Genomic DNA, 23,192 nt, shown 5'->3' on the forward strand with positions numbered 1-23,192 from the left:
CACGTCGAGGTTTCGTTCTCTCTCATTTTCTCAATTTATATCCAGATCGCAATTCACATTACCACCCTAACAACTATCACCTTCCACAAATAACCGCAGCTTGCTACCTTAGCGCCCCAACAACGGAACTTGTCGCCTTTGGAAACGCTATCCACCCCCCACGATTACCTGCCGATCGTAATGCAGATCTTCATTGCCGTTGGCTTTGTGGGCTTTGCTTTGGCGGCGGCGGCAGCCTTCGGCCCCAAGCGTCACGGTAAGACCAAGGACGAGAGCTTTGAATGCGGGATCGAGCAACAGGGCAACGCGCGCAGGCCGTTCTCCGTGAAGTATTTCCTGATCGCCATCCTCTTTGTTCTTTTCGATGTGGAAGTGATCTTTCTCTACCCATGGGCCGTGAATTTCAAGGCGTTGGGCATGATCGGTTTCGTGGAAATGGTATTGTTCATCGCCTTTGTGCTGGCAGGATTTTTCTACGTGATCAAAAAAGGTGCACTCAAGTGGGAATGAACGCTTAAATGAAAGACGAGAACTCCATACAACCATCCAGCGAACGCGGTAAGCCGACCATTGTAGCCCCTCCGGAAGGGTATACGGGCACTGGCTTTTTTGCGACTAGCATGGAAAACGCCATTGGTATGGCCCGTAAGAACAGCTTATGGCCACTACCGTTCGCCACGTCCTGTTGCGGCATCGAGTTCATGAGCACCATGAGCTCGCACTACGATCTTAGTAGGTTCGGTATGGAACGCCTCAGCTTCAGCCCGCGCCAAAGTGATCTGCTCATGGTAATGGGTACGATCGCCAAGAAAATGGCACCGGTACTTAGGGATGTGTACACCCAAATGGCTGAACCCAAATGGGTATTGAGCATGGGTGCTTGTGCGAGCAGCGGTGGTATTTTCGATAGCTACAGCGTTCTGCAAGGAATTGATCGTATCATTCCTGTTGATGTGTACATCCCAGGTTGCCCGCCCCGTCCGGAGCAGGTGATCGATGGTATCCTGAAGATCCAGGAACTGGCCGCGAATGAAAGCCTCCGTCGCCGCTATAGTAAAGAGTACGAGGATCTTATGGATAAATACCACATTGATTAGTGCCACGTTTTGCCACCCATACCGAGCGCGACCAATTGGTCCATGAAAAGCTCACCGCTGCTTTTGGTGCTGATCTATTGGGCCATGAGCAACAGGTAGATCTGATGTGCTGGACCCTACCTAAAGGCCGTGTGCATGATGCATTGCGACTTCTTCGCGATGAATTGGACTTTAATTTTTTGACCACGCTGTGTGGCATGCACTTTCCTGGAACTGAGAAGGAGCTTGGTGTGGTTTACCACTTGCACAGTATGCGGAACGGCCACCGTATCCGCCTAAAGAGCTTTACCACGCTGAAGGATGCGGAATTCGACACTGCTACCGATCTCTGGCCAACAGCAAATTGGATGGAACGGGAGGCATGGGATTTTTTCGGCATCAAGTTCAAGGGTCACCCTAATTTGATCCGTATCCTCAATATGGAGGATTTTCCGGCTTTCCCTATGCGGAAGGATTACCCAATGGAAGACCCAACTCGTAGGGATAAGAACGATAGCATGTTCGGACGATGAGCGACAACCAACATATCGATCATTGGAAGAAGGACCGAGTGGATGGCGGCGATATGCGCGAGCTCACCACGCTCAACCTTGGCCCAACGCACCCAGCGACACATGGTATTTTCCAGAACGTACTCACCATGGATGGCGAGATCATTCTGGATTCAGTGCAAACCATCGGATACATCCACCGCGCATTCGAGAAGATAGCGGAGCGGCGACCGTTCTACCAGATCACTACCCTTACGGATCGTATGAACTACTGCAGTTCACCGATCAACAACATGGGTTGGCACATGGCGGTGGAAAAGCTGTGTGGCATTGAACTTCCTAAGCGTGTGGAGTATCTCCGCGTTATCGCCATGGAACTTGCGCGTATTGCGGATCACGTGATCTGTAACACCATTATCGGTCAGGACGCCGGTGCAACGACTCCTTTTCTCTACGTCTATCAGTGGCGTGAGAAGATCTACGAGGTCTACGAAGAGATATGTGGCGCACGTCTCACCACGAACATGGGTCGTATCGGTGGGTTCGAACGGAATTTCTCTGAACTCGCATTCCAACGGATCCGATCCTTGCTGAAAGAGATGCCAGCAGGGTTGAAGGAATTCGACGATATGCTTATCCGTAACCGCATCTTCATGGACCGCACTATAAACTGTGGTGCATTTCCGGTAGATAGAGCATTGGCTTACGGGTTCACCGGGCCGAATTTGCGCGCATGTGGTGTAGATTATGATGTGCGCGTTGCAGATCCATACAGCAGCTACGAGGACTTTGACTTCACCATTCCCGTAGGACAGAACGGGGATGTGTATGATCGTTTCATGGTACGGCAAGAGGAGATGCGCCAGAGTTTGAGCATTATCCGCCAGGCGTTGGAGAAGTTGGATAAGATGTCCGACAAGACCACCTACCATGCGGATGTACCGGAATGGGTATTACCACCGAAAGAGGCTGTCTACAGTGAAATGGAGGCCTTGATCTATCATTTTAAACTGGTCATGGGCGAAACAGAGATCCCACGTGGTGAGATCTACCATTGCGTTGAGGGCGGGAACGGAGAGTTGGGATTCTACATTGTGAGCGATGGTGGCAGAAATCCTTACCGCGTGCATTTCCGGAGACCGTGCTACATCTATTATCAAGCATTCCCGGAGATCATTAAAGGCAGCATGTTGAGCGACGCGATCCTTACCATGAGCAGTATGAACGTGATCGCTGGTGAATTGGACGCGTAATGTCAACTACAGTAAGACCCATAACCACCAAGGAAGGCACACTGCCTTTTGCCTTCAGCGAAGCAGGCCTTGCCGAATGCAAGGAGTTGATGAAACGATATCCTGCGGACCGTACTAAGAGCGCTTTGTTACCGATCCTTCATGTTGCGCAAGCAGAAAATGATGGTTGGTTAAGCGTGAATGCCATGGATGCTGTTGCACACGTGTTAGGTATCCAACACATCGAAGTGTACGAAGTGGCCAGCTTCTATAGCATGTATAACCTGCGTCCTGTAGGTACGCATGTGCTTGAAGTTTGTCACACAACACCTTGTCTTTTACGTGGTGCGGATGATACCATTGCACACATTGAAAAACGATTGGGCATACATCCCGGTGAAACCACCAAGGACGGACTATTCACCCTTAAAACGGTGGAATGCTTGGGAAGCTGCGGAACTGCACCTATGTTACAATGTGGAGCTAAATACCACGAGAACCTGACCCCTGAAAAGGTCGATGCATTGATCGATCAACTACGTGATCAGCCACGTTCCAAATACACGGATCAGTAATGGGACGTAAACTATTGCTTGAACACGACGGAAAGCCAGGGATCCAAGGACTAGAGGGTTACCGCGCGAATGGCGGTTACCGCAGTGTGGAAAAAGCATTGCGCACCATGGCGCCTGAAGCCGTGATGGAAGAGGTGAAGACAAGCGGCCTGCGTGGTCGTGGTGGTGCAGGTTTCCCTACTGGTTTGAAATGGAGCTTCATGGCGAAGCCGGAAGGCGTGCCGCGCTATTTGGTGGTGAACGCGGATGAAAGCGAACCGGGCACCTTTAAGGACAGGTACCTGATGGAGAAGATCCCACACTTGTTGATCGAAGGGATGATCACCAGCAGTTTTGCGCTGGGTGCGAACACGAGTTACATCTATATCCGTGGTGAATATTTCTACGTCTTACGAATCCTTGAAAAAGCCATTGCCGAAGCACGTGCTGCCGGTTGGCTGGGCAAGAATATTCTGGGGAGTGGATTCGATCACGAGATCTACGTACAGATCGGTGCAGGTGCATACATCTGCGGGGAAGAGACCGCCTTGTTGGAAAGTTTGGAAGGCAAGCGGGGCAATCCTCGCATCAAACCACCGTTCCCGGCAGTGAAGGGTTTGTATGGTTGCCCTACGGTGGTGAACAATGTAGAAACGATTGCTGCGGTGGTGCCGATCATCAATGATGGTGGTGCCGAGTACGCCAAGATCGGCATCGGTAAAAGCACGGGTACCAAATTGATCAGCGCTGGCGGCAACATCAACAGACCCGGGGTGTACGAAATTGATCTCGGCGTTCCGGTAGAGGAGTTCGTTATGAGCGATGAGTACTGCGGTGGCGTTGCTGGAAGAGCATTGAAGGCCTGCGTCCCCGGTGGTTCATCCGTACCCATTCTGCCTGCTGAATTGCTGTTCAAGACCTTGAAGTTGGAACAGCGCCTTATGACCTACGAAAGCCTCAGCGACGGCGGTTTCCAAAGTGGCTCCATGTTGGGTAGTGGCGGTTTCTACGTGTACAATGATGCACAATGCATCGTGCGCAGCACATGGGCACACGCTAGGTTCTATGCACATGAAAGTTGCGGCCAATGCAGCCCGTGCCGCGAAGGCACCGGTTGGATGGACAAGATCCTGCATCGCTTGGAACATGGACTAGGCCGAATTGATGACATTGATCTACTGTGGGATATCCAGCGGCGCATCGAAGGGAATACCATTTGTCCTTTAGGGGATGCGGCTGCTTGGCCCGTGGCAGCGGCCATCCGTCACTTCCGTGAAGAATTCGAATTCCATGCTACTCATCCAACGAAGGTGAAGGACCCGAAACATTTCGAAAAGGAACCCTTCGTTCGGAAACAGAAATTCGCCACCGTTTAAGCCATGCCTAAGGTTACCATAGATAACATCGAGATCGAAGTGCCGGAGGGTACCACGATCCTTCAGGCAGCACGCATGATCGGTGAACGCAACGTTGCCGAGCGCTATGTGGTGCCTCCGACAATGTGCTACTACAGCTCGTTGAAGACCAGTGGTGGCTATTGCCGTACATGCATCGTAAAGGTGAGCAAGGGTAGCGATAAGGACCCGCGCCCAATGCCTAAACCGGTAGCCAGTTGCCGGACCAATGTTATGGATGGTATGGTGGTAGAGAATACCACCAGCCCGGAACTGCTCGATGCGCGCAAAGGCGTTACTGAATTCCTGTTGATCAATCACCCGTTGGATTGCCCGATCTGTGACCAGGCAGGTGAGTGCGATCTGCAGGATCTGAGCTACACGCACGGGGACGAAAGGAGCCGCTACCGTTTCGAGCGCCGCACATTCGACCCGATCGATATCGGTGATACGATCAAGTTGCACATGACGCGGTGCATTCTCTGTTACCGTTGCGTAAAAGTGGCGGAACAGATCACCGATGGTCGTGTTCACGGGGTCATCAATCGCGGTGATGGCAGCGAGATCAGTACCTACATTCAACAAGCCATCGACAACGATTTCAGCGGTAATATGATCGATGTATGCCCGGTCGGTGCATTGACCGACCGTACGTTCCGATTCGCTAGCCGTGTATGGTTCACGAAGCCTATTGATGCACATCGAAATTGTACCAAATGTTCCGGTAAGGTCGTGATCTGGAAGAAAGGAGCCGACATTCTACGCATCACCGGTCGCAAGGATCAGTGGGGCGAAGTGGAGGAATTCATTTGTAACGAATGTCGCTTCGATAAAAAAGCCGCAGGTGATTGGGTTGAGGAAGGTCCGCGTAAGATCGATCGCCACAGTGTGATCAGCCAAGGTCACTACACACTGAAGGTGCAGCAAAAAGTGCTGGATACCGCCGCGCCGGATGATCCGCACGTGGAGCCGTTCCGGTTGAAGGGGTTGGAAGGGTGATCCTCCGAAAGTGGATCCGCGTTCGCGCTCCTGAAATTCTTCAGATCAAGAAGCGGAAAACGTGTGTTCTGCAATGATGGGTTCTGTTGACCCGGAAGCGGAACGTTACCTGTATAAAAAGGATCAGGGGCCGCATACCATGACTCAAGGCTCTCCCGGTAGACCGACTCACTGAAGTTGCCTCCAATTCACCGAACCACCCCTCTTATCACGGCATTTAAGCCCCTTTTCCAAGATCTTCAAGTTCGTCGGTGTGACCAGCGAACTACCTTATGACGACAAGTTTGAGATCGGTCACTTACTTAAGAAACTTTTCACTCAAGAGGACCGAGGGAGACCGGACCACAAATCTAGCGCTTCAACAAAGTCTTTCAAACCCAATTCGGCTTTTTTAGCTAGGCCAATTGAAGTTGATGTTCAAAAGAAACATACGAGACGTGGAATTGTTCGGAATGCTCTAATTCGGAGGAGATCAGCCATCACTTAAAGAACGTCAACTTACCAACGATCAGTGTTGACCTTTCGGTTAATTACCCATTGCTTTAGCCTGCTTTTTATGCATGGGCGCTTACTTTCGAGGACTGGTCAAGATAGTTGAAAGGCTATGGTGGCAAGGGTTCCGGAATGGTGGTGAATGAACGAGCTCTCTAAATGGCGACTGAAATTCTGATACGTAGTCTGAGTTTTTCCGGACGCCGGATCGGTGCAACTATTAAAGGGCTTAGTAGAATTTCCAATGCATACTTTGGGTTACAGAGAGCATTGGCTACTTTCGCGACCGTTCCGGTCCATGGATACCGGGGCAATGACCTCGAAGTATGCTACCTACGCTGATCTTCTTATTGGTGCTTTTCGTGGTAACGCTTTCAGTAGCAGCGTATTCCACGTACGGAGAACGTAAAGTGGCAGCCTTCATTCAGGATAGGATCGGACCTAATCGCGCAGGTCCATTCGGGATATTGCAGCCGTTGGCCGATGGTGCTAAAATGTTCATGAAGGAGGATTTTATTCCTGCTACCGCGAACCGCAAGCTGTTTTTCTTAGGACCTGCCATTGCCATGACCACGGCTTTGCTTACGGGTGTTGTTATTCCGTGGGGTGGTACGCTCGAGGTCTTCGGAACCACGATCAACCTACAGGGCACCGATCCCGAGATCGGCATTCTCTATGTCTTCGCCATCTTGAGCATCGGTGTATATGGCATCATGCTCGGTGGGTGGGCCAGTAACAATAAGTTCGCTTTGCTGGGTGCAATTCGTGCGGCCAGTCAAATGGTAAGCTACGAGCTGGCCATGGGTATGAGCGTTGTGGCGCTGGTGATGCTTACAGGAACACTTAGTCTGAGCGGGATCGTGGAGTATCAGATCGCAACACATTGGGGTGTTGTTCAACAGCCGCTGGGTTTCTTGCTTTTCCTGATCTGTGCATTCGCAGAGGCGAATCGCGCACCGTTCGACATGCCTGAATGCGAAACGGAACTTGTGGGCGGATACCATACCGAATACAGCAGCATGAAACTGGGGTTCTTCCTCTTTGCGGAGTACACCAATATGTTCATGAGCAGCGCGGTCATTGCCACACTCTATTTCGGTGGATATGACATTCCCGGGATCCATAGCTTGGGCTGGGACCCGAACATTGTAACGATCCTTGGGATGATCGCCATGTTCGCAAAAACGTTCTTCTTCATTTTCTTCTTCATGTGGGTGCGTTGGTCGGTACCGCGTTTCCGGTTCGATCAGCTGATGAACTTGGGTTGGAAAACGCTGATCCCACTAGCGATCCTGAACATCCTATTAACAGGCGGTTGGCTTGTATTCAAGAACGGGTTCTAATGGCAGCCGCAATGCAACCCCTCACCAACCGATCCAAAGTGGTCAGCAATAAGAAGATGACGCTCGTGGAGCGCACTTACTTGCCGATGATCATGGTTGGACTGTGGATCACATTGAAGCACTTTTTCAGGATCAAACGGCCAACGATCCAGTACCCGGAAGTAGAGCGCCCAAGGAGCGATATCTACAGAGGACAACACGTGTTGAAACGCGATGACCAAGGGCGCGAGCGCTGCACCAGCTGTGGGTTATGCGCCGTTTCTTGTCCTGCTGAAGCGATCACCATGGTTAGTGCTGAGCGTAAAAAAGGAGAAGAGCATTTGTACCGTGAAGAGAAATACGCTGCGGTGTACGAGATCAATATGTTGCGCTGCATTTTCTGTGGCGATTGTGAAGATGCTTGCCCGAAGGAGGCGATCTTCCTTACCGATCGCATCGTGCAGGCCGATTACTTGCGCATGCCGTTCATCTTCGGAAAGGATGAACTTGTGGAGCCGATCGAAAAGGATAAAAGGGTGGATGTGACCAAGCGTCAGACACCGGCCGTGATCAAGTTCAAACAACAAGAGCGCTTCGCTCATAATCGTTGATCATGCAGTACTTCTTCTATTTTTTCGCTTTGATCAGCTTGGTAAGTGCGGCCTACGTTGTAAGTGCGCGGAGCCCGGTGAACAGTGTCATCGCGTTGATCATCTGTTTCCTGAGCATTGCAGGGCACTATATCCTGCTGAATGCCCAATTCCTGGCCATGGTGCATGTGATCGTTTATACCGGAGCGATCATGGTGCTGTTCCTCTTTGTGATCATGCTCTTGAATCTGAATACGGTCGGCGGATTGCGTAAGTCGGTGGCCACGCGGATCGCTGCAGCCACCTCTGGCGGTCTGTTGTTCTTAACGTTGGTCGCCGCGGTCCGGCAAGGGATCACCGTAGCACCACAGGTTGGCGCACTTGATGGTAGTGTTGGGTTGGTGAAAAGTGTCGGGATCTGTTTATTCAATGATTTTTTATTGCCGTTCGAAGTGAGCAGCGTGTTGTTCCTCAGCGCCATGGTAGGAGCCATGATGTTGGCAAAACGGGAAAGACCAAGTGACCTTCCAAAGCCCTATACAGGGAACGAACTGGTTGGTGCTACACCACCGACCATGGATCCTTCTAACACGCAAGGCAGCAGGTAATGGAACCCGTCATCAGCGCCATACAAGTAGTACCCTTGGAGCATTATGTGTTCCTCAGCTTTGCGTTGTTCAGCATCGGGGTTACAGGGGTTCTGTTCCGCCGCAATACGATCATTCTGATCATGTGCCTAGAGATCATGTTCAATAGCGTGAACCTTCTCCTTGCCGCATTCAGTGCCTACCACAGTGACCCTAGTGGACAAGTTTTCGTTTTCTTCATCATGTTGGTAGCCGCTGCGGAAGTAACAGTTGGCCTGGCCATACTGGTAATGATGAAACGGAATGTGGATAGCGTTGACGTTAACCAATTGAACCGATTGAAGTGGTGAATTTCGACACACTCGTTCTCTGGAGCTGGCTGGTGCCGGTACTACCCTTGGTGGGCGCGATCATCAACGCCGCTTTGCGCCGTTCATTGAGCGGGAATACAAGTGGCGGTTTCGCGACATTGATGATCCTCGGATCTTTTGTGGTGAGCCTGCTCTTGTTCATGGGGCATGATCCAGCAGCACATCCGGTCAAAATCGTCAAGTTCTTCGACTGGATCAACGTAGGTGGAATGGAGATCCCATTTGCCTTCCAGATCGATGCGCTCTCATTGACCATGATGCTGATCGTTACCGGCGTCGGCTCGCTGATCCACCTGTATTCAGTGGGCTATATGCATGACGATAAGCGTGTGGCAACCTTCTTCGCCATGCTGAATCTATTCACGTTCGCTATGTTATTGCTTGTGATGGGAGCGAACTATTTGATCACCTTCATCGGTTGGGAAGGCGTTGGTCTTTGTAGTTATTTGTTGATCGGATTCTGGTACACGAACACGGAATTCAACTATGCTGCTCGGAAAGCATTCGTAATGAACCGCATCGGTGATGTTGGTGTGGTGTTGGGGATGTGTTTGCTCTTCAACCTGTTCGGGACGTTGAACTATGTGGATATCATGGATCGCGCTGGATCTTTCGGAACCGGACATGGAATGATCGTTGGCGCAACACTGCTGTTGTTCGTTGGAGCAATGGGTAAAAGTGCGCAGATCCCGTTGTTCACTTGGTTGCCGGATGCTATGGCGGGTCCAACACCGGTAAGTGCCTTGATCCACGCCGCTACAATGGTCACGGCCGGTATCTTCTTGATCGTTCGCAGTTCCGTGTTGTTCGAACTCGCTCCATTCACCAAAGATATCATCCTGTATATCGGAACGGCAACCGCCTTATTGGCCGCCAGCATTGGCCTGTTCCAGAACGATATCAAAAAAGTACTGGCCTATTCTACCGTCAGTCAATTGGGTTATATGTTCGCTGCGCTTGGTCTGGGTGCATACAGTGCGGGCATGTTCCACGTTACCACACACGCCTTCTTCAAAGCCTTATTGTTCCTAGGTGCAGGTAGTGTGATCCATGCGCTGGGTGGCGAACAGGACATTCGGAAGATGGGTGGATTGAAAGGCGTTACGAAGATCACCTTCATTACATTCTTGATCGGAACGATCGCGATATCAGGCTTGCCACCGTTGAGTGGTTTCTTCAGCAAGGATGCGATCCTGGCGCACGCATTCCAGGACAACAAAGTGGTCTATGGGCTGCTGTTGTTCGGCGCTGTGCTCACGGCGTTCTACATGTTCAGGTTGCTGTTCCTTACGTTCTATGGGACCTATCGCGGCACTGCACATCCACATGAAAGTCCATTGGTGATCACCGTGCCATTAATGGTGCTTGCTGCGCTAAGTGTTGTTGGCGGCATGTTGAACGTTCCGCACATCTTCGGGGGCGATGAAGGGATGAAGACTTACCTGGCCACCGCCGCAGAGGGTATCCTCAGTGAACGTCTTGGATTGAGCCATACTACGGAGTGGATCCTTATGGGAGTAAGTACAGTTTTGGTGATCCTTACGATCGTATACGCCTATGGCAGATTCGTGAAGAAGACCACGTTGGATGGTGACCCGGCTCAACTATTCGGCTTGAAGAAATTGATCGCCAATAAATGGAAACTGGACGAGCTCTATGCCATGCTCTTCGAAAAACCGTACGGTTGGATCAGCGCCCATTTCTTCAGCATCGGTGAAGAGAAAGTGATGGTTCCGCTAATGACCGGAGTGGGGAATATGACCCTGCGCGCTGGTAAAGTGATAAGTCGCCTGCAGACCGGTAACACCAGTTTCTATGTGTTCGGAATGGTTGCCGGTATCCTTGTTTTTCTGTTGATCACCCTATTCGTCAATTGAGATGCAAGTGCTCATTCTCTTGCTGATCCCATTTGTTACAGCGTTGCTGCTCGCGGTGTTCCGGCCGAACGCTGCTGCTAAGACAATTGCGCTTGTTTCGACATTCCTCACATTGGGTGTGGCACTCTGGCTCTGGAAAGGTTTCGGAGGGATCGAAGCGACCTATTTCGATCATGTGTGGATCGCGGAGTGGGGGTTGAATTTCAAACTCGGTTTCGATGGTACGGGCTTGCTCATGGTGATCCTTACTGCCGTGATCTTCCCGTTCATCATTGCGACCGGATACAAACAGGACCTGCGTCAGCCTGCTCTGGTGAATGCCCTGTTGCTGTTCTCGCAAAGCTTTATGTTGGGGGTGTTCACCGCCCAGAATGCATTCCTCTTCTACATTTTCTATGAACTTTCCGTAGTGCCGATCTTCTTCTTGCTGCTGTATTGGGGAGGAGAGGGTCGCAGGATGATCACGATGCGCTTCTTCATCTACACCTTGCTCGGTGGTTTAGCATTGCTTTTTGGAATTGCTTACTTGGTGGTGCACGAACCCACACATAGCGCGGACTTTACTGCACTAGCAAATGTTGCTCTCGATGGGAATACGCAGACCTGGTTGTTCTGGGCATTGTTCCTAGCCTTTGCGATCAAGCTTCCTATTTTCCCGTTCCACAGCTGGCAGCCGGAGACCTATACCATGGCACCATTACAGGGCACTATGGTGTTGAGTGCTGTTATGCTGAAAATGGGTATTTACGGTACGTTGAAGTTCATTTTCCCCATCGTTCCGGAAGGTGCTGCATTTTGGCAGAATACGGTGATCTGGTTGAGCGTTATTGGTGCGATCTATGCAGGGATCATTGCGTTCCGACAGAAGGATTTCAAACGGTTGGTCGCTTATTCTTCGTTGAGCCACGTGGGTATACTCACCGCTGGCCTTTTCGCGTGGAACACTTACGGCATTAGTGGTTCATTGTACCAAACATTCGCACATGCCGTACTGATGATGGCTATGTTCTATATCGTAGGCGCAGTTCAGCAGCGGTCCGGCACCAGTGAGATCTCCGCCATGGGTGGCTTGAAACTTAAGACGCCGCGCCTTGCAGCCTTGTTCCTGTTGGTCCTGGGCAATGCGATCGCTTTACCGCTTACCCAAAGCTTCATCGGTGAGTGGCTCATGTTCAACGGTCTTTGGCAATTGGATGGTGGCGCTTGGATGGCTTTTGGAGCGGTTAGTACGATCGTTCTTGGTGCCATCTACATGCTATACGTCTATCAACGCATCATGCTGGGTCCGGATAAAGGACACCCGGATATGCAGGATGCCGACACCACTGATCATCTCTTCTTAGTACCGTTGATCGCCATCACGTTGATCCTCGGTATCTATCCCGCTCCCATCCTCGACCTGGTGAATGGCCCTGTGCAGCTTATGATCAACGCTTTCCCCATACTCCACTGATATGAGCGCATTGATCCTTATATCGGTCCTTGGTGTGATCGTACTCTACCTAGGCTTGTTCGGGAATAGAAAACTGCTGGTCCCGGTAGCGGTCATTGGTCTATTGGCTGCACTGTACTTCCTCCAGACTGGCTGGAACTTGAACCACCCGATGTTCGAGACCATGGTGCGCTTCGATCGTTTCAGCGTGCTGTTCACTAGCGGGTTGATCATTATCACGATGCTCATCTTCCTGTTCGGCGTGGACTACTACGAGCGTATGACGGAACATGTGGCGGAGCATTACACGTTGATGTTGTTCTCGTTGGTCGGTGCCATGCTGATCACTAGCTACAATAACCTGTTGGTGCTCTTCCTCGGAATTGAGATCCTCAGCATTCCACTATACGTTCTGGCGGGTGGGAAACGGCATAGCATGCGAAGTGGTGAGGCCGCTTTCAAGTATTTCCTGCTCGGGTCATTCTCCTCCGGGTTCTTCTTGATGGGTATTGCGTTACTGTATGGCTCCACTGGTTCATTTGACATAGCGACCATTCAGGCATTTGCTACATCCAATTTAGCGCCTTCCAATATGTTATTCCTGTTGGGTCTGTTCTTTACAGCCATCGGATTGGCATTCAAGATCGCTGCTGCACCATTCCATTTTTGGAGTCCCGATGTGTATGAAGGTGCACCTACGTTGATCACGGCGTTCATGGCCACCGTGGTAAAAATGGGGGCATTTGCTGCGTTCTATCGCTTCTTGGAGATCACCGCGTTGCCGCCGAGCATGACCAAAGCGTTGTTGGTGATGACCTTTGCCACCTTGTTGATCGGTAACATCGTTGCATTGCGTCAGACCCAATTCAAGCGGCTTATGGCGTATTCCAGCATTGCGCACAGCGGCTTTTTGTTGATGGCATTGTTAAGCCATCAGCCCAATACGGCGAATGTATTGTTCTACTACACCTTTACCTATGCGCTTGGAACAGTAGGCCTGTTCATCATTTTCACGTTAGTAAAGCGTGCCGCAAATGGCGACGAGAACATCCGCATATTCCGTGGCTTGTTCCGCTCACATCCTTGGCTTGCGATACTTGCCATGGTGTTCCTACTCTCGTTGGCCGGAATACCGTTGACCGCTGGCTTTATCGCGAAATATCAAGTGTTCCTTTTGGCCATAAGTGCAGGCTTCATCAAGCTCACCTTATTCGCAGTGCTTATGGCCGTGGTAGGCATCTACTACTACGTTCTGGTGATCCGTGAAACATTCACACCTAGCGACTATGAGCAAGGCACGACCTTGGTGGTTACTCCGCTGAATTGGTTGGTGATCTCACTCTGCGGCGTGGCCGTGGTGGCCTTCGGCGTTATGCCGTGGTTGTTGGCCTAAGGCTGATCCCTTGTTTCTGGCGCTACCAATTGTGCTCATTGCGGAACGCGAACTCTATCGTACACTTCTTGGTTCTGCTCAACATTAATAGGGAGTTCTCGATCCTCCTTCGCGAAGGATCGGCATCATTAACTGAACCAGATGAGAAGGCCTCCGCTTTTGGCGGAAAATGAAGTAAGAACCTAAGCCATGTGCGGCCAAGCCTTGGTTCAACTCGGCTTCACCAGCTCGAAGTCCTCCAGGAACTTGGTCGTAAAGTTGCCCTTGCGGAATTCCTCGTTCTGCAGCAGTTGCAGGTGGAACGGGATCGTCGTGTGCACCCCTTCGATGATGTATTCGCTCAACGCACGCTCCATTTTATTGAGCGCTTCTTCACGCGTTTGGGCACTAACGATCACCTTGCCGATCATGCTGTCGTAGTTCGGTGGGATCGTGTAGCCAGCATATACGTGGGTGTCAACACGCACGCCGTGGCCGCCAGGACTGTGGTAGCTGGTGATCTTTCCTGGGTTCGGGCGGAAATTATTGAACGGGTCCTCCGCGTTGATACGGCACTGAATGCTGTGGCGCGTTGGCTCGTAGTTGAGTCCGCTGATCGGAATACCCGCTGCGATCTTGATCTGTTCACGGATCAGGTCGTAATCGATCACTTCCTCGGTAATGGTGTGCTCTACTTGGATCCGGGTGTTCATCTCCATGAAGTAAAAGTTGCGGTCCTTATCCACAAGGAACTCTACCGTACCTACACCTTCATAGTTCACACTGGCTGCTGCTTTGATGGCCGCTTCGCCCATTTTCTTGCGCAACGCTTTGGTCATGAACGGTGAAGGGGTTTCCTCCACCAACTTCTGGTGCCTTCGCTGAATGCTGCAATCGCGTTCGCTCATGTGGCAGAACGTACCGTATTGGTCGCCAGCGATCTGGATCTCGATGTGCCGTGGTTCCAAAATGTACTTCTCCATGTACATGCCGGAATTGCCGAATGCAGCACCAGCTTCTTGACTGGCTTTTTCCATGGCCTCTTCGAACTCTTCTTCCTTCCACACCAAGCGCATACCTTTTCCTCCACCGCCAGCCGTAGCTTTCAGAATGACCGGGTAGCCGATCTTCTTCGCTTCCTTTTTCGCAATGGTCAGGTCGGTGACTAAGCCTTCAGTACCTGGAACTACAGGGACTCCTGCTGCGATCATGGTTGCTTTGGCCGTGGCTTTATCACCCATGGCTTCGATCTGCTCCGGCAATGCACCAATGAACTTGATACCATGCTGTTGGCACAATTTGCTGAACTTGGCATTCTCGCTCAAGAACCCGTACCCTGGGTGGATCGCATCGGCATTGGTGATCTCCGCCGCCGCAATGATCCGCGACATCCTCAAGTAACTCTCACTACTAGGTGGTGGACCGATGCAAACTGCTTCATCCGCGAAACGCACGTGCAGGCTTTCCTTGTCCGCTGTGCTGTACACTGCAACGGACTTGATCCCCATCTCGCGACAGGTGCGGATAACACGGAGGGCGATCTCTCCCCGGTTGGCTATCAGTATCTTCTTGAACATGGGAGTTGGTTGTCAGTTGGCTTGCCGAACTACCGGATGGCGGCGAGAGCTAGGCGCAAAAATTCTTCATTCTAAATTCTTCATTCTGAATTCCACGTAGCGGCTATGAAGGATCGACCAGGAACAACGGCTGGTCGTATTCGACGGGCTTGGCGTCATCGACCAACACCTTTACGATCTTGCCGGTGACCTCACTTTCGATCTCATTGAAAAGCTTCATTGCCTCGATGATGCAAATGGTCTTACCCGGTTTGATCACATCACCTACGTTCACGAAAATGGGCTTGCCGGGACCAGCTGCTCGATAGAATGTGCCGATCATTGGCGCTTTGACCGTAATGTATTTCGTGTCGGCAACAGGCGCTGCAGCAGGTGCCACTTCCACTGGTGCAGGTGCTGCTATTGGTGCAGACGCCGCAGGCGAGGCGACGGCGGCAGCTGCCGCTTGGGTCACGATCTGCACTTCCCGTTCCTTGCGAGGCGCCTTGATCGTGATCTTGAAATCCTTCTGTTCGATCTCTACTTCGCTCACGCCACTCTTGGCCACGAATTTGATCAGGTCTTGGATCTGCGTTAGGTTCATGTGTCTTTGCTGTTTTCGCCCGTGAGCACGGGACTAAAGTATGAAAGTAGGAGATTCATGCGTCATAGGACCACTTGATCCATATCGAACCCCACGTGAATCCGCCGCCGAATGCTGCCAGTATGATGTTGTCTCCCTTCTTCAATTTTGATTCCCACTCCCACAAACAGAGGGGAATGGTACCACTGGTGGTGTTCCCGTATTTCTCGATGTTCACCATAACTTTAGTGTCATCCAACCCCATGCGACGTGCAGTGGCATCAATGATACGCTTGTTGGCCTGGTGAGGAACCAGCCATGCGATATCATCCGCGCTCAGCTTGTTCTTTTCCATGATCTCCGCGCTCACATCCGCCATATTGGTGACAGCGAACTTGAAGACCGGCTTACCATCCTGGAAGACGAAATTCTGTTTTGCCTCAATGCTCCGTGCCGAGCTTGGTATTGCACTGCCTCCCGCTTTTTGATGTAGGTATTTGGCGCCACTTCCATCGCTGCGTAGAATGCTATCCAGAATGCCGGTGCCATCCGTTGTTGGTTCCAGCAATACCGCACCGCAACCGTCACCGAATATGATGCAGGTCGTGCGATCCTCATAATCCACGATACTGCTCATTTTATCCCCACCGACCACAACTACTTTCTTGTGTACGCCGTTCTGAATGAATTGAGAGCCCGTGGTCAGTGCATAGAGGAATCCACTGCACGCAGCGCCGAGATCGAAGCCCCAAGCTTTGGTAGCACCGATCGAATCGCAAATAATATTCGCCGTTGCTGGAAAGACCCGATCCGGGGTAACCGTCGCAACGATCAATAGATCGATCTCTTCAGGTGAAATACCGCGTTTTTTAAGAAGCCCTAATACCGCCGGAATGGCCATCGCGCTGAGGCCTTGTTCTTTGCCAGTAAGGATCCTGCGCTCCTTGATACCTGTGCGTTCCGTGATCCACTCATCACTGGTCTCCACCATGCCTTCGAGCACCTTGTTGCTCAACTTGAACTCCGGGACATACCCGAATACGGCTGTTATGGCTGCAGTGGTACTGCTCATTGCAATGCTTCGCGGATCCGTTGATTCAATTTGCTGAGCACGACATCGCGTGAGGCCATGATCATGCTTTTTACGGCAACATCATTGCTGATCCCGTGACCGATGATCACATTACCGCTGATGCCCAAAATAGGCAAACCGCCATAATTCTCATAGTTGAAGCGATGAAGGAATGGGTCATCCACTCCATGGTCCTCCAGCAGGTCGTGGAAGCCTTCAACCACCTTAAGTACAACATTACCGGTGAATCCATCGCAGACCATTACATCCGCTTTGTTGTTGAAGAGATCGCGCCCTTCCACATTACCGACGAAATTATAGTCGCCTTGCTGCTTCATTAAGCCGAAGGTGGCTTGGCGAAGCGCATCGCCTTTTTTTTCTTCTTCACCGATATTGAGCAAGCCTACTTTGGGTGACTCCACACCATAGACGTGCTTAACGAGCATCGAACCCAAAAGGCCGAACTGGGCCAGAAACTCCGGCTTACAATCGGCATTGGCGCCTACATCCAATAGTATACCGACACCACCTTTTTCCTTAGGTACAATAGTAGGTATGCAAGGACGCAATACACCTTCGATGGGCTTGATGAAGATCACGCTTCCCACCAACATGGCTCCGGTATTCCCGGTACTGGCAAAAGCATTGAGCTTGCCCTCTTTCAACAAATTGAACCCTATGCTGATACTGCTCCGCGGTTTCGCTTGGAAAGCCTTGGTAGGGTTATCGTTCATGGTCATATCGTCCGCGCTGGGAACGATATCGAACTTGGTATGATCCACGCCCTCTTCAGCAAGAACGGTCTTGATCACGGCTTCGTCACCAATAAGGACAAGACGTACCTCTTCCGGAAGCTCGCGAAATGCAAGCACACTACCACGAATGGGAACCTCCGGCCCGTGGTCACTGCCCATGATGTCGATGCCGATCCTCATAGAGCAAAAAGCCTTATTCGCAAACGTATGCCCATTGCAATTCGCAACGGGATATTCCTGCGGCAGGCTTCAGGCTTTTAGGCTTCGGCTTCGTTTCCTGCTACCATCAACTTTCCGTTGTAGTAGAGGTCATCGCCCACTTTGTAGGCACGGTGGCGCAAATGCACTTCCCCGTTGTTCGGGTCCTTGCTCAAGGTTGGTACTCCAGCATTCTGGTGAGTACGGCGCTTGGCAGTGCGCTGCTTCGAGTGTCGACGTTTTGGATTTGGCATGGTCTTACTAAACAAGTGCAGCTTAAGGCTGCTGGTTCTTCAATTTATCGAGTATTTCCCAACGTGGGTCGGGAATAGGTTCGTGCTCTACACTATACTTGCCAAGTACTTTTTCCACTTCTGGGTCACATTCTCCCGGGGCATGGACCAACCGTGCAGGTACTGATAGGCGCAAGCATTCGTAGATATAGTGCGTCAAATTTACTTCATAGGCATGGGTTCCCAAGCCGATGAGCTCATCATCATCGTATTCCTCCTGATCCGTTAGTTGGAATATTTGGCGCTGGTCTCCGATCAAAGCGAAGTCCATGGGCTCATTGCAATGGTGACAACGCACAGCCACTGGGCCTTCAACATGAATGTTCGTCACCAACATGGTCGTGCTCTTGTCCATGGAAACCTTCACGGCCACATCACCACCCTCAAAGTCCTCAACGCCAGCGGCATCGAAGAACTCTTTGCCTAATTTATAGGTGAACGTATGTTCACCATCCTTTAGGCCAGAGAATGCAATGGTATGTTCCTTGAGCGGGTCCATTGGAAAAGCGGACGGCAAATGTACGTGATTAGTGGGATCCAGCATATGGGATGGGGGTGATGCGTGGAGCCGGAGTGTTTTACGGGGAAAAGTGACGGCAGGGTGATTAAGCTTTGCTGAGGTGGTTTAACCGTGAATGAACGTTGATCCACGTTAATTAATGCACATTTGGTGAGAACTGCTCGTTATCTTAGGACGGTTGAATGTGAATAAGATGAACTCTTGAATTGAGCAACGGCCCTGATGAAGCATTGAGTTCATGAAGATCCAAACGAAACTGAACATATTGCTTGGTGCCGTTTGCATCTTTGTGGCGGGTGTTTTTTTGGTGCCGAATATTATTTATGCCTATCGCGAAATTGATCGGATAAGAGAAATTACTAGTGCCGATGAATTGATCGATGTTGGTATAACAAGCACAAATACACAGCGAACGGATCGTGGAGCTATCATAATTGGCGACAGCATTTATTTGTGGAAGACATATAAACCCTGTGCTGGTAACCTTAGCATGGGCTATACGTCTTTAGGAGAGGTTGATACACCTTACCGGGTGAGGAAAGAAAAGGGGACGTCACGGTTCACGGTGATTAAAGGCGGCGTTACGATTGATTTTTGTCCTGAGTTTGGGAAGAAAGCCGATGAGGGTCCTTTGAATTAGCACGGAGATAGATCAATGTATTCGTTTCTCATAGTTGATCAGGGATGAGATCTTCATATTTCGTGTTTCTTCTTCTCATTACTAGTAGCCTCCGAATGTTGGGTCAGGAAACTGTGATCCCTGAAACCATTGACTCGGTCGGTATTCAGCACGTCTACTTCGTTGCAGATGACACGGCGTATCACATTTCTAAGGTGATACGAACAGATCGAACGATCGAGTTCCATCGAGATTTCCTGTATCCCGATTCCATTGACAATTGGTATGTGATACTCTCATTTGACAGCCTACAGAACACTGTAGTGACCCGTAGGGAATATTTTATTATTCAGCCGGTCGATACGTTACATTCTTACTTTCCGAACAAAGCATATCCATTGCCGGTTGAGGTCACTGAAAACCACTCTTTTTACACTATGGATGAATTGAGTGAAGATGCCGCAAAGTCCTATTTATTGCACGCATTTGGAGTTGGTTCACTCGAAAAGAATTGCCTTTACTATTTGAGTAAGTTTAGATCGTTGCAACTGAAAGTGGCAATGAGGCTAGTCGTTCTTAGGAACTTGGATTCTGATACCATAAGATCCGAGTGTTATGAAATGGATCCGTTCAGTCAAGACCCTAAGGCCGAAGTCAATTCGAATGGTCTGCAATTGGTAAAAAGAAGATCAGTTAAATTAAGAAATAGGATCGCCGAATATTTGATAGCTAATGACGGCGGATCTCAAGGTCCATTCGTGACCGGGGTTGACGTTACAGAATCGTCTTTGCTGGTTGTTGGCGGAACGAGGCGTTTTTTTGAAGAAGGATTAGTGCAAGCCAATAACACGGACCGCACTTTTCGAAAACTACTGCACACTTTGTGGGATCTGTCATACAAGTGTTGCCGATGATCAGTGGTCGGAGTTTCAATCAATTCCCTCACCGATCCTTCTCCCGCTTCTGTGGCTGCAACGGGTTCGCGTTGATCTCTTTATAGCGTTCGCGGTTGTGTAGGATGTCGCAGGCCAACCAGATCGCGTTGCGCATGCTGCCCTCTTCGGCAACTCCTTTCCCGGCTATATCCATACCAGTACCATGATCCGGGCTGGTGCGCACAATGGGTAGACCGGCCGTAAAGTTCACACCCGTACCGAAGCTCAGGGCTTTGAATGGTGCCAAGCCTTGGTCGTGGTACATGGCCAATACGCCATCGAAGTGCTTGTAGGAACCGTTCCCGAAAAAACCATCAGCAGAGTAGGGGCCCATCGCTTGTATGCCTATGCTGTTGAGTTGCCGGACGGCCGGTGCGATCTGCTCTTTGTCCTCGCTGCCCAGCGTACCGTTGTCACCAGCATGCGGATTAAGACCCAAGATGGCAATGCGCGGTTCTGGTATGCAGAAGTCCTTGAGAAGGCTTTGGTGCATGAGGCGTCCTTTGGCCAAGATGAGTTCGGTGGTAATGGCGCTGGCAACGTCCTTGATCGGTATGTGACCGGTTACGGTGCCCACACGTAAGTTGTCCGATACCAAGAGCATTAATACCTGACTGTCCGCGCCTGCCAAGTGTTGCAGGAATTCCGTATGCCCCGGATATGCGAAACCGGCTTTTTGCATGCTGTTCTTATCGATCGGTGCTGTAACCAGCACATCGATCTTACCGGTGGCTAGGTCCTGTGCAGCTGTTTCGAGACTTTTTATTGAATAAGCTGCCAATTCGCTGGACTGTTGCCCTAGTTCGATGTTCACATCCTCTTCCCAAACACTCACCACGTTGAATTTCTTGGGAACAGCGTCACGTGCATCGTTAACGCGTTGAAATTGAACCTCCTCCAGTCCCAAGGCTTTGCGGTGGTGGCTTACCGCATGTGCCGAGGCATAGAGCATGATGGTGGCATCTTGGAGCATGCGGGTATCTTCCATACATTTCAGTACGGTCTCGATGCCGATCCCGTTAAGATCGCCGCAACTTATTCCAATGCGTAAAGGTTTTTCGGTCATTTTATTATTACTCGCTTCGCTTGATTCCTAATTCCAGATTTCTCCCGTTGGTCGTATTCCTGATTCCTGATCGGTCGCTTCGCTCCATTCCTAATTCCCTGCGTTCACTATAAGGGTGCTGATCAGTCTTGGTTCTTCTGTCTTACTTCCCGAAGCATCTTCTACAGCGAAACGAAAAGCTTCCGGAGCTGCTTACTGCCCCTGCCAACTGCTTACTGCCCCTGCCAACTGCTTATTGCTAACTCCCACTCACTTCTTCGAGCGCTCCTTCAGGAATTGATACAAGAGCCGTACACCTGTGCCAGTTCCTCCTTTTGGTCGGTACGCACTGCGCTTGCTAATGAAGGCTGGGCCTGCAATGTCCAAATGGATGTAGGGGGCGGTAGTGAAGTGGGCCAAGAATTTGCCCGCGGTCTGAGCACCGCCTAGATCACTTCCCAAGTTCTTGATATCAGCCACATCACTCTTGATCTCATCGCCATATTCATCCCAAAAAGGAAGTCGGGCGGTACGTTCATGAACTTTGGCACCGGCGGCTTCCAATTGCGAGAATTCCTTTTCCGATGCGGTACCCATTACCACGGTGCCATAGGTACCAATGGCACGCATGGCAGCACCTGTCAATGTGGCCATGGTCATGATCAGTTCTGGCTTGTACTGCTCGCTGTAGCTTAGTCCATCTGCCAGGATCATTCTGCCTTCGGCATCGGTATTCAATACCTCAACGGTCTTGCCGCTGTGCATCCGGATCACATCTCCGGGTGCATAGGCATTGCCTCCCGGACGATTGTCCGTTGCGGGAATTATCCCAATGACATGGATCGGAAGTTTCTGACGTGCAACAACTGAAATTGCACAGGCCACACCAGCAGCTCCGGCCATGTCGCATTTCATTTGGTCCATGCTGTTGGCCGTCGGCTTAAGGCTAAGGCCGCCGGTATCATATACCACGCCTTTCCCCACAAGAACAATGGGTCTTTTATTGGTCGCATTTTTAGGCTTCCACTCCAGGATACTGAAAGTGGGTTCATCAATGCTTCCCTTGTTCACAGCAAGTAGTCCAGTAAGGCCAGAAGCCTCGATCTGCTTTTTATTCAATGTGGTCACCTTGAACCCGCTTTCCTTGCCTAGGTCCTTCAGCTCAGATGCCAATTGTGGTGCATTCAAGAAACTTACCGGTTCGTTGACCAGATCGCGGGCAGTATGCACAGCAGAGCAAACATCATCCAACTCCTCGATCATTTTAGTGGTGACCTCCTTGGCTTCCACCGAAAGCTTCGACATGGTCGGTGCCTCCCCTTTATCGCTCATGTACTTGCTGAAGGCGTAGCTGCTCAATACAACTCCTTCCGCCATTGCCAATGTGAGTTCAGGATCGTTCTGTAGACTTACCAACTGTGCCGTTCTTCGCTTGGTGCTATTCAGTTTAATAGCCATTTTGTCACCAGCGCAACGGGCCTTTTCCAACTGATGAGGTCGTTCTCCTTTCTGCACCATATGTACAAGGACCAACCGCCCGCTAATGTCCAAACTGGCCATTAGTGGGTCTACCTTGAGCTGCTCAATAAGGTATTGCCGGTCGTTGCGTTCCACGTCCAGCTGCCGCAGGTCCTGCATCGAGTTGACAATGTACAAGGTGTCTTTACCAACTGTGGGGCGCGTGCTTTTGGATAGAACGATCATTGATGTACGAATAATGGCTTGATAGGTTTTTTTACGAAGTGGGTAAAGATATTCATCCGAGCGTGGAAAGAATGGCCGAACCGTTACAAGGCGTTCGTGTGG

General features: G+C 50.7%; 23 protein-coding genes. 15 read left to right on the forward strand and 8 right to left on the reverse strand.

Annotated elements, in window-relative coordinates:
* Positions 1-180: 180 nt before the first annotated feature.
* The 14 genes from IPF95_05290 to IPF95_05355 all read left to right on the forward strand — a co-directional run bounded on the left by IPF95_05290 (position 181) and on the right by IPF95_05355 (position 13,831).
* Complete coding sequence (locus tag IPF95_05290; GenBank protein ID MBK6474107.1) at positions 181-510, forward strand: NADH-quinone oxidoreductase subunit A; 330 nt, start codon at positions 181-183, stop codon at positions 508-510.
* Between the two features lie 8 nt (positions 511-518).
* Positions 519-1,097: an NADH-quinone oxidoreductase subunit B gene (locus IPF95_05295; GenBank protein ID MBK6474108.1), complete on the forward strand. Its 579-nt coding sequence runs from the start codon at positions 519-521 to the stop codon at positions 1,095-1,097.
* Positions 1,098-1,201: 104 nt separating this feature from the next.
* Positions 1,202-1,609: an NADH-quinone oxidoreductase subunit C gene (locus IPF95_05300; protein ID MBK6474109.1), complete on the forward strand. Its 408-nt coding sequence runs from the start codon at positions 1,202-1,204 to the stop codon at positions 1,607-1,609.
* The gene (locus IPF95_05305) at positions 1,606-2,841 is read left to right on the forward strand and encodes an NADH-quinone oxidoreductase subunit D (GenBank protein ID MBK6474110.1); all 1,236 of its coding nucleotides are present in this window, start codon (positions 1,606-1,608) and stop codon (positions 2,839-2,841) included. The genes IPF95_05300 and IPF95_05305 overlap by 4 nt, the downstream gene beginning before the upstream one ends.
* Positions 2,841-3,395 carry an NAD(P)H-dependent oxidoreductase subunit E gene (locus IPF95_05310; protein MBK6474111.1) on the forward strand — a complete coding sequence of 185 codons (555 nt, stop codon included), beginning with the start codon at positions 2,841-2,843 and terminating at the stop codon, positions 3,393-3,395. The genes IPF95_05305 and IPF95_05310 overlap by 1 nt, the downstream gene beginning before the upstream one ends.
* Positions 3,395-4,750, forward strand: coding sequence for an NADH-quinone oxidoreductase subunit NuoF (gene nuoF / locus IPF95_05315; GenBank protein MBK6474112.1), 1,356 nt, complete (start codon positions 3,395-3,397; stop codon positions 4,748-4,750). The genes IPF95_05310 and nuoF overlap by 1 nt, the downstream gene beginning before the upstream one ends.
* Positions 4,751-4,753: 3 nt before the next feature.
* Positions 4,754-5,767 (forward strand): (2Fe-2S)-binding protein, encoded by a 1,014-nt coding sequence (locus IPF95_05320; protein MBK6474113.1) that lies wholly within the window; start codon positions 4,754-4,756, stop codon positions 5,765-5,767.
* Positions 5,768-6,585: 818 nt separating this feature from the next.
* Positions 6,586-7,602, forward strand: a complete 1,017-nt coding sequence (gene nuoH, locus IPF95_05325) for an NADH-quinone oxidoreductase subunit NuoH (protein MBK6474114.1) — start codon at positions 6,586-6,588, stop codon at positions 7,600-7,602.
* A gap of 11 nt (positions 7,603-7,613) precedes the next feature.
* A complete protein-coding gene (locus tag IPF95_05330; protein ID MBK6474115.1) occupies positions 7,614-8,192 on the forward strand; it encodes an NADH-quinone oxidoreductase subunit I in 579 nt (192 codons plus the stop codon).
* A 2-nt stretch (positions 8,193-8,194) separates the two neighbouring features.
* Entirely contained in the window at positions 8,195-8,779 is a 585-nt protein-coding gene (locus IPF95_05335) for an NADH-quinone oxidoreductase subunit J (GenBank protein MBK6474116.1), read from the forward strand.
* The gene (gene nuoK / locus IPF95_05340; GenBank protein MBK6474117.1) at positions 8,779-9,108 is read left to right on the forward strand and encodes an NADH-quinone oxidoreductase subunit NuoK; all 330 of its coding nucleotides are present in this window, start codon (positions 8,779-8,781) and stop codon (positions 9,106-9,108) included. The genes IPF95_05335 and nuoK overlap by 1 nt, the downstream gene beginning before the upstream one ends.
* On the forward strand, positions 9,105-11,006 hold the full coding sequence (nuoL, locus tag IPF95_05345; protein MBK6474118.1) for an NADH-quinone oxidoreductase subunit L: 1,902 nt from the start codon (positions 9,105-9,107) through the stop codon (positions 11,004-11,006). Before nuoK ends, nuoL begins: the two co-directional genes overlap by 4 nt.
* Position 11,007: 1 nt before the next feature.
* The gene (locus IPF95_05350) at positions 11,008-12,459 is read left to right on the forward strand and encodes an NADH-quinone oxidoreductase subunit M (GenBank protein ID MBK6474119.1); all 1,452 of its coding nucleotides are present in this window, start codon (positions 11,008-11,010) and stop codon (positions 12,457-12,459) included.
* Between the two features lies 1 nt (position 12,460).
* Positions 12,461-13,831 (forward strand): NADH-quinone oxidoreductase subunit N, encoded by a 1,371-nt coding sequence (locus tag IPF95_05355; protein ID MBK6474120.1) that lies wholly within the window; start codon positions 12,461-12,463, stop codon positions 13,829-13,831.
* 209 nt (positions 13,832-14,040) lie between these two features.
* On the opposite strand, the gene accC is transcribed toward IPF95_05355, so the two are convergent.
* The 6 genes from accC to IPF95_05385 form a co-directional block, all read right to left on the reverse strand.
* Complete coding sequence (gene accC / locus IPF95_05360; GenBank protein ID MBK6474121.1) at positions 14,041-15,387, reverse strand: acetyl-CoA carboxylase biotin carboxylase subunit; 1,347 nt, start codon at positions 15,385-15,387, stop codon at positions 14,041-14,043.
* Positions 15,388-15,490: 103 nt separating this feature from the next.
* Positions 15,491-15,970, reverse strand: coding sequence for an acetyl-CoA carboxylase biotin carboxyl carrier protein (gene accB, locus IPF95_05365; GenBank protein MBK6474122.1), 480 nt, complete (start codon positions 15,968-15,970; stop codon positions 15,491-15,493).
* Positions 15,971-16,025: 55 nt separating this feature from the next.
* Positions 16,026-17,021 (reverse strand): ketoacyl-ACP synthase III, encoded by a 996-nt coding sequence (locus IPF95_05370; GenBank protein MBK6474123.1) that lies wholly within the window; start codon positions 17,019-17,021, stop codon positions 16,026-16,028.
* Complete coding sequence (gene plsX / locus IPF95_05375; protein ID MBK6474124.1) at positions 17,018-17,956, reverse strand: phosphate acyltransferase PlsX; 939 nt, start codon at positions 17,954-17,956, stop codon at positions 17,018-17,020. Before plsX ends, IPF95_05370 begins: the two co-directional genes overlap by 4 nt.
* Positions 17,957-18,033: 77 nt before the next feature.
* A complete protein-coding gene (gene rpmF, locus IPF95_05380; GenBank protein ID MBK6474125.1) occupies positions 18,034-18,228 on the reverse strand; it encodes a 50S ribosomal protein L32 in 195 nt (64 codons plus the stop codon).
* A 22-nt stretch (positions 18,229-18,250) separates the two neighbouring features.
* Positions 18,251-18,766, reverse strand: coding sequence for a DUF177 domain-containing protein (locus IPF95_05385; protein ID MBK6474126.1), 516 nt, complete (start codon positions 18,764-18,766; stop codon positions 18,251-18,253).
* Positions 18,767-19,025: 259 nt separating this feature from the next.
* On the opposite strand from IPF95_05385, the gene IPF95_05390 reads away from it, so the two are divergent.
* On the forward strand, positions 19,026-19,427 hold the full coding sequence (locus tag IPF95_05390; protein ID MBK6474127.1) for a hypothetical protein: 402 nt from the start codon (positions 19,026-19,028) through the stop codon (positions 19,425-19,427).
* Between the two features lie 921 nt (positions 19,428-20,348).
* Here IPF95_05390 and pdxA read toward each other — a convergent pair.
* Together pdxA and IPF95_05400 are read right to left on the reverse strand one after the other, a co-directional pair.
* Positions 20,349-21,407, reverse strand: a complete 1,059-nt coding sequence (gene pdxA / locus IPF95_05395; protein ID MBK6474128.1) for a 4-hydroxythreonine-4-phosphate dehydrogenase PdxA — start codon at positions 21,405-21,407, stop codon at positions 20,349-20,351.
* A 249-nt stretch (positions 21,408-21,656) separates the two neighbouring features.
* Entirely contained in the window at positions 21,657-23,024 is a 1,368-nt protein-coding gene (locus IPF95_05400; protein MBK6474129.1) for a leucyl aminopeptidase, read from the reverse strand.
* Between the last annotated feature and the right edge of the window lie 168 nt (positions 23,025-23,192).

The sequence above is a fragment of the Flavobacteriales bacterium genome, from assembly GCA_016704485.1.
GTDB lineage: Bacteria > Bacteroidota > Bacteroidia > Flavobacteriales_F > PHOS-HE28 > PHOS-HE28.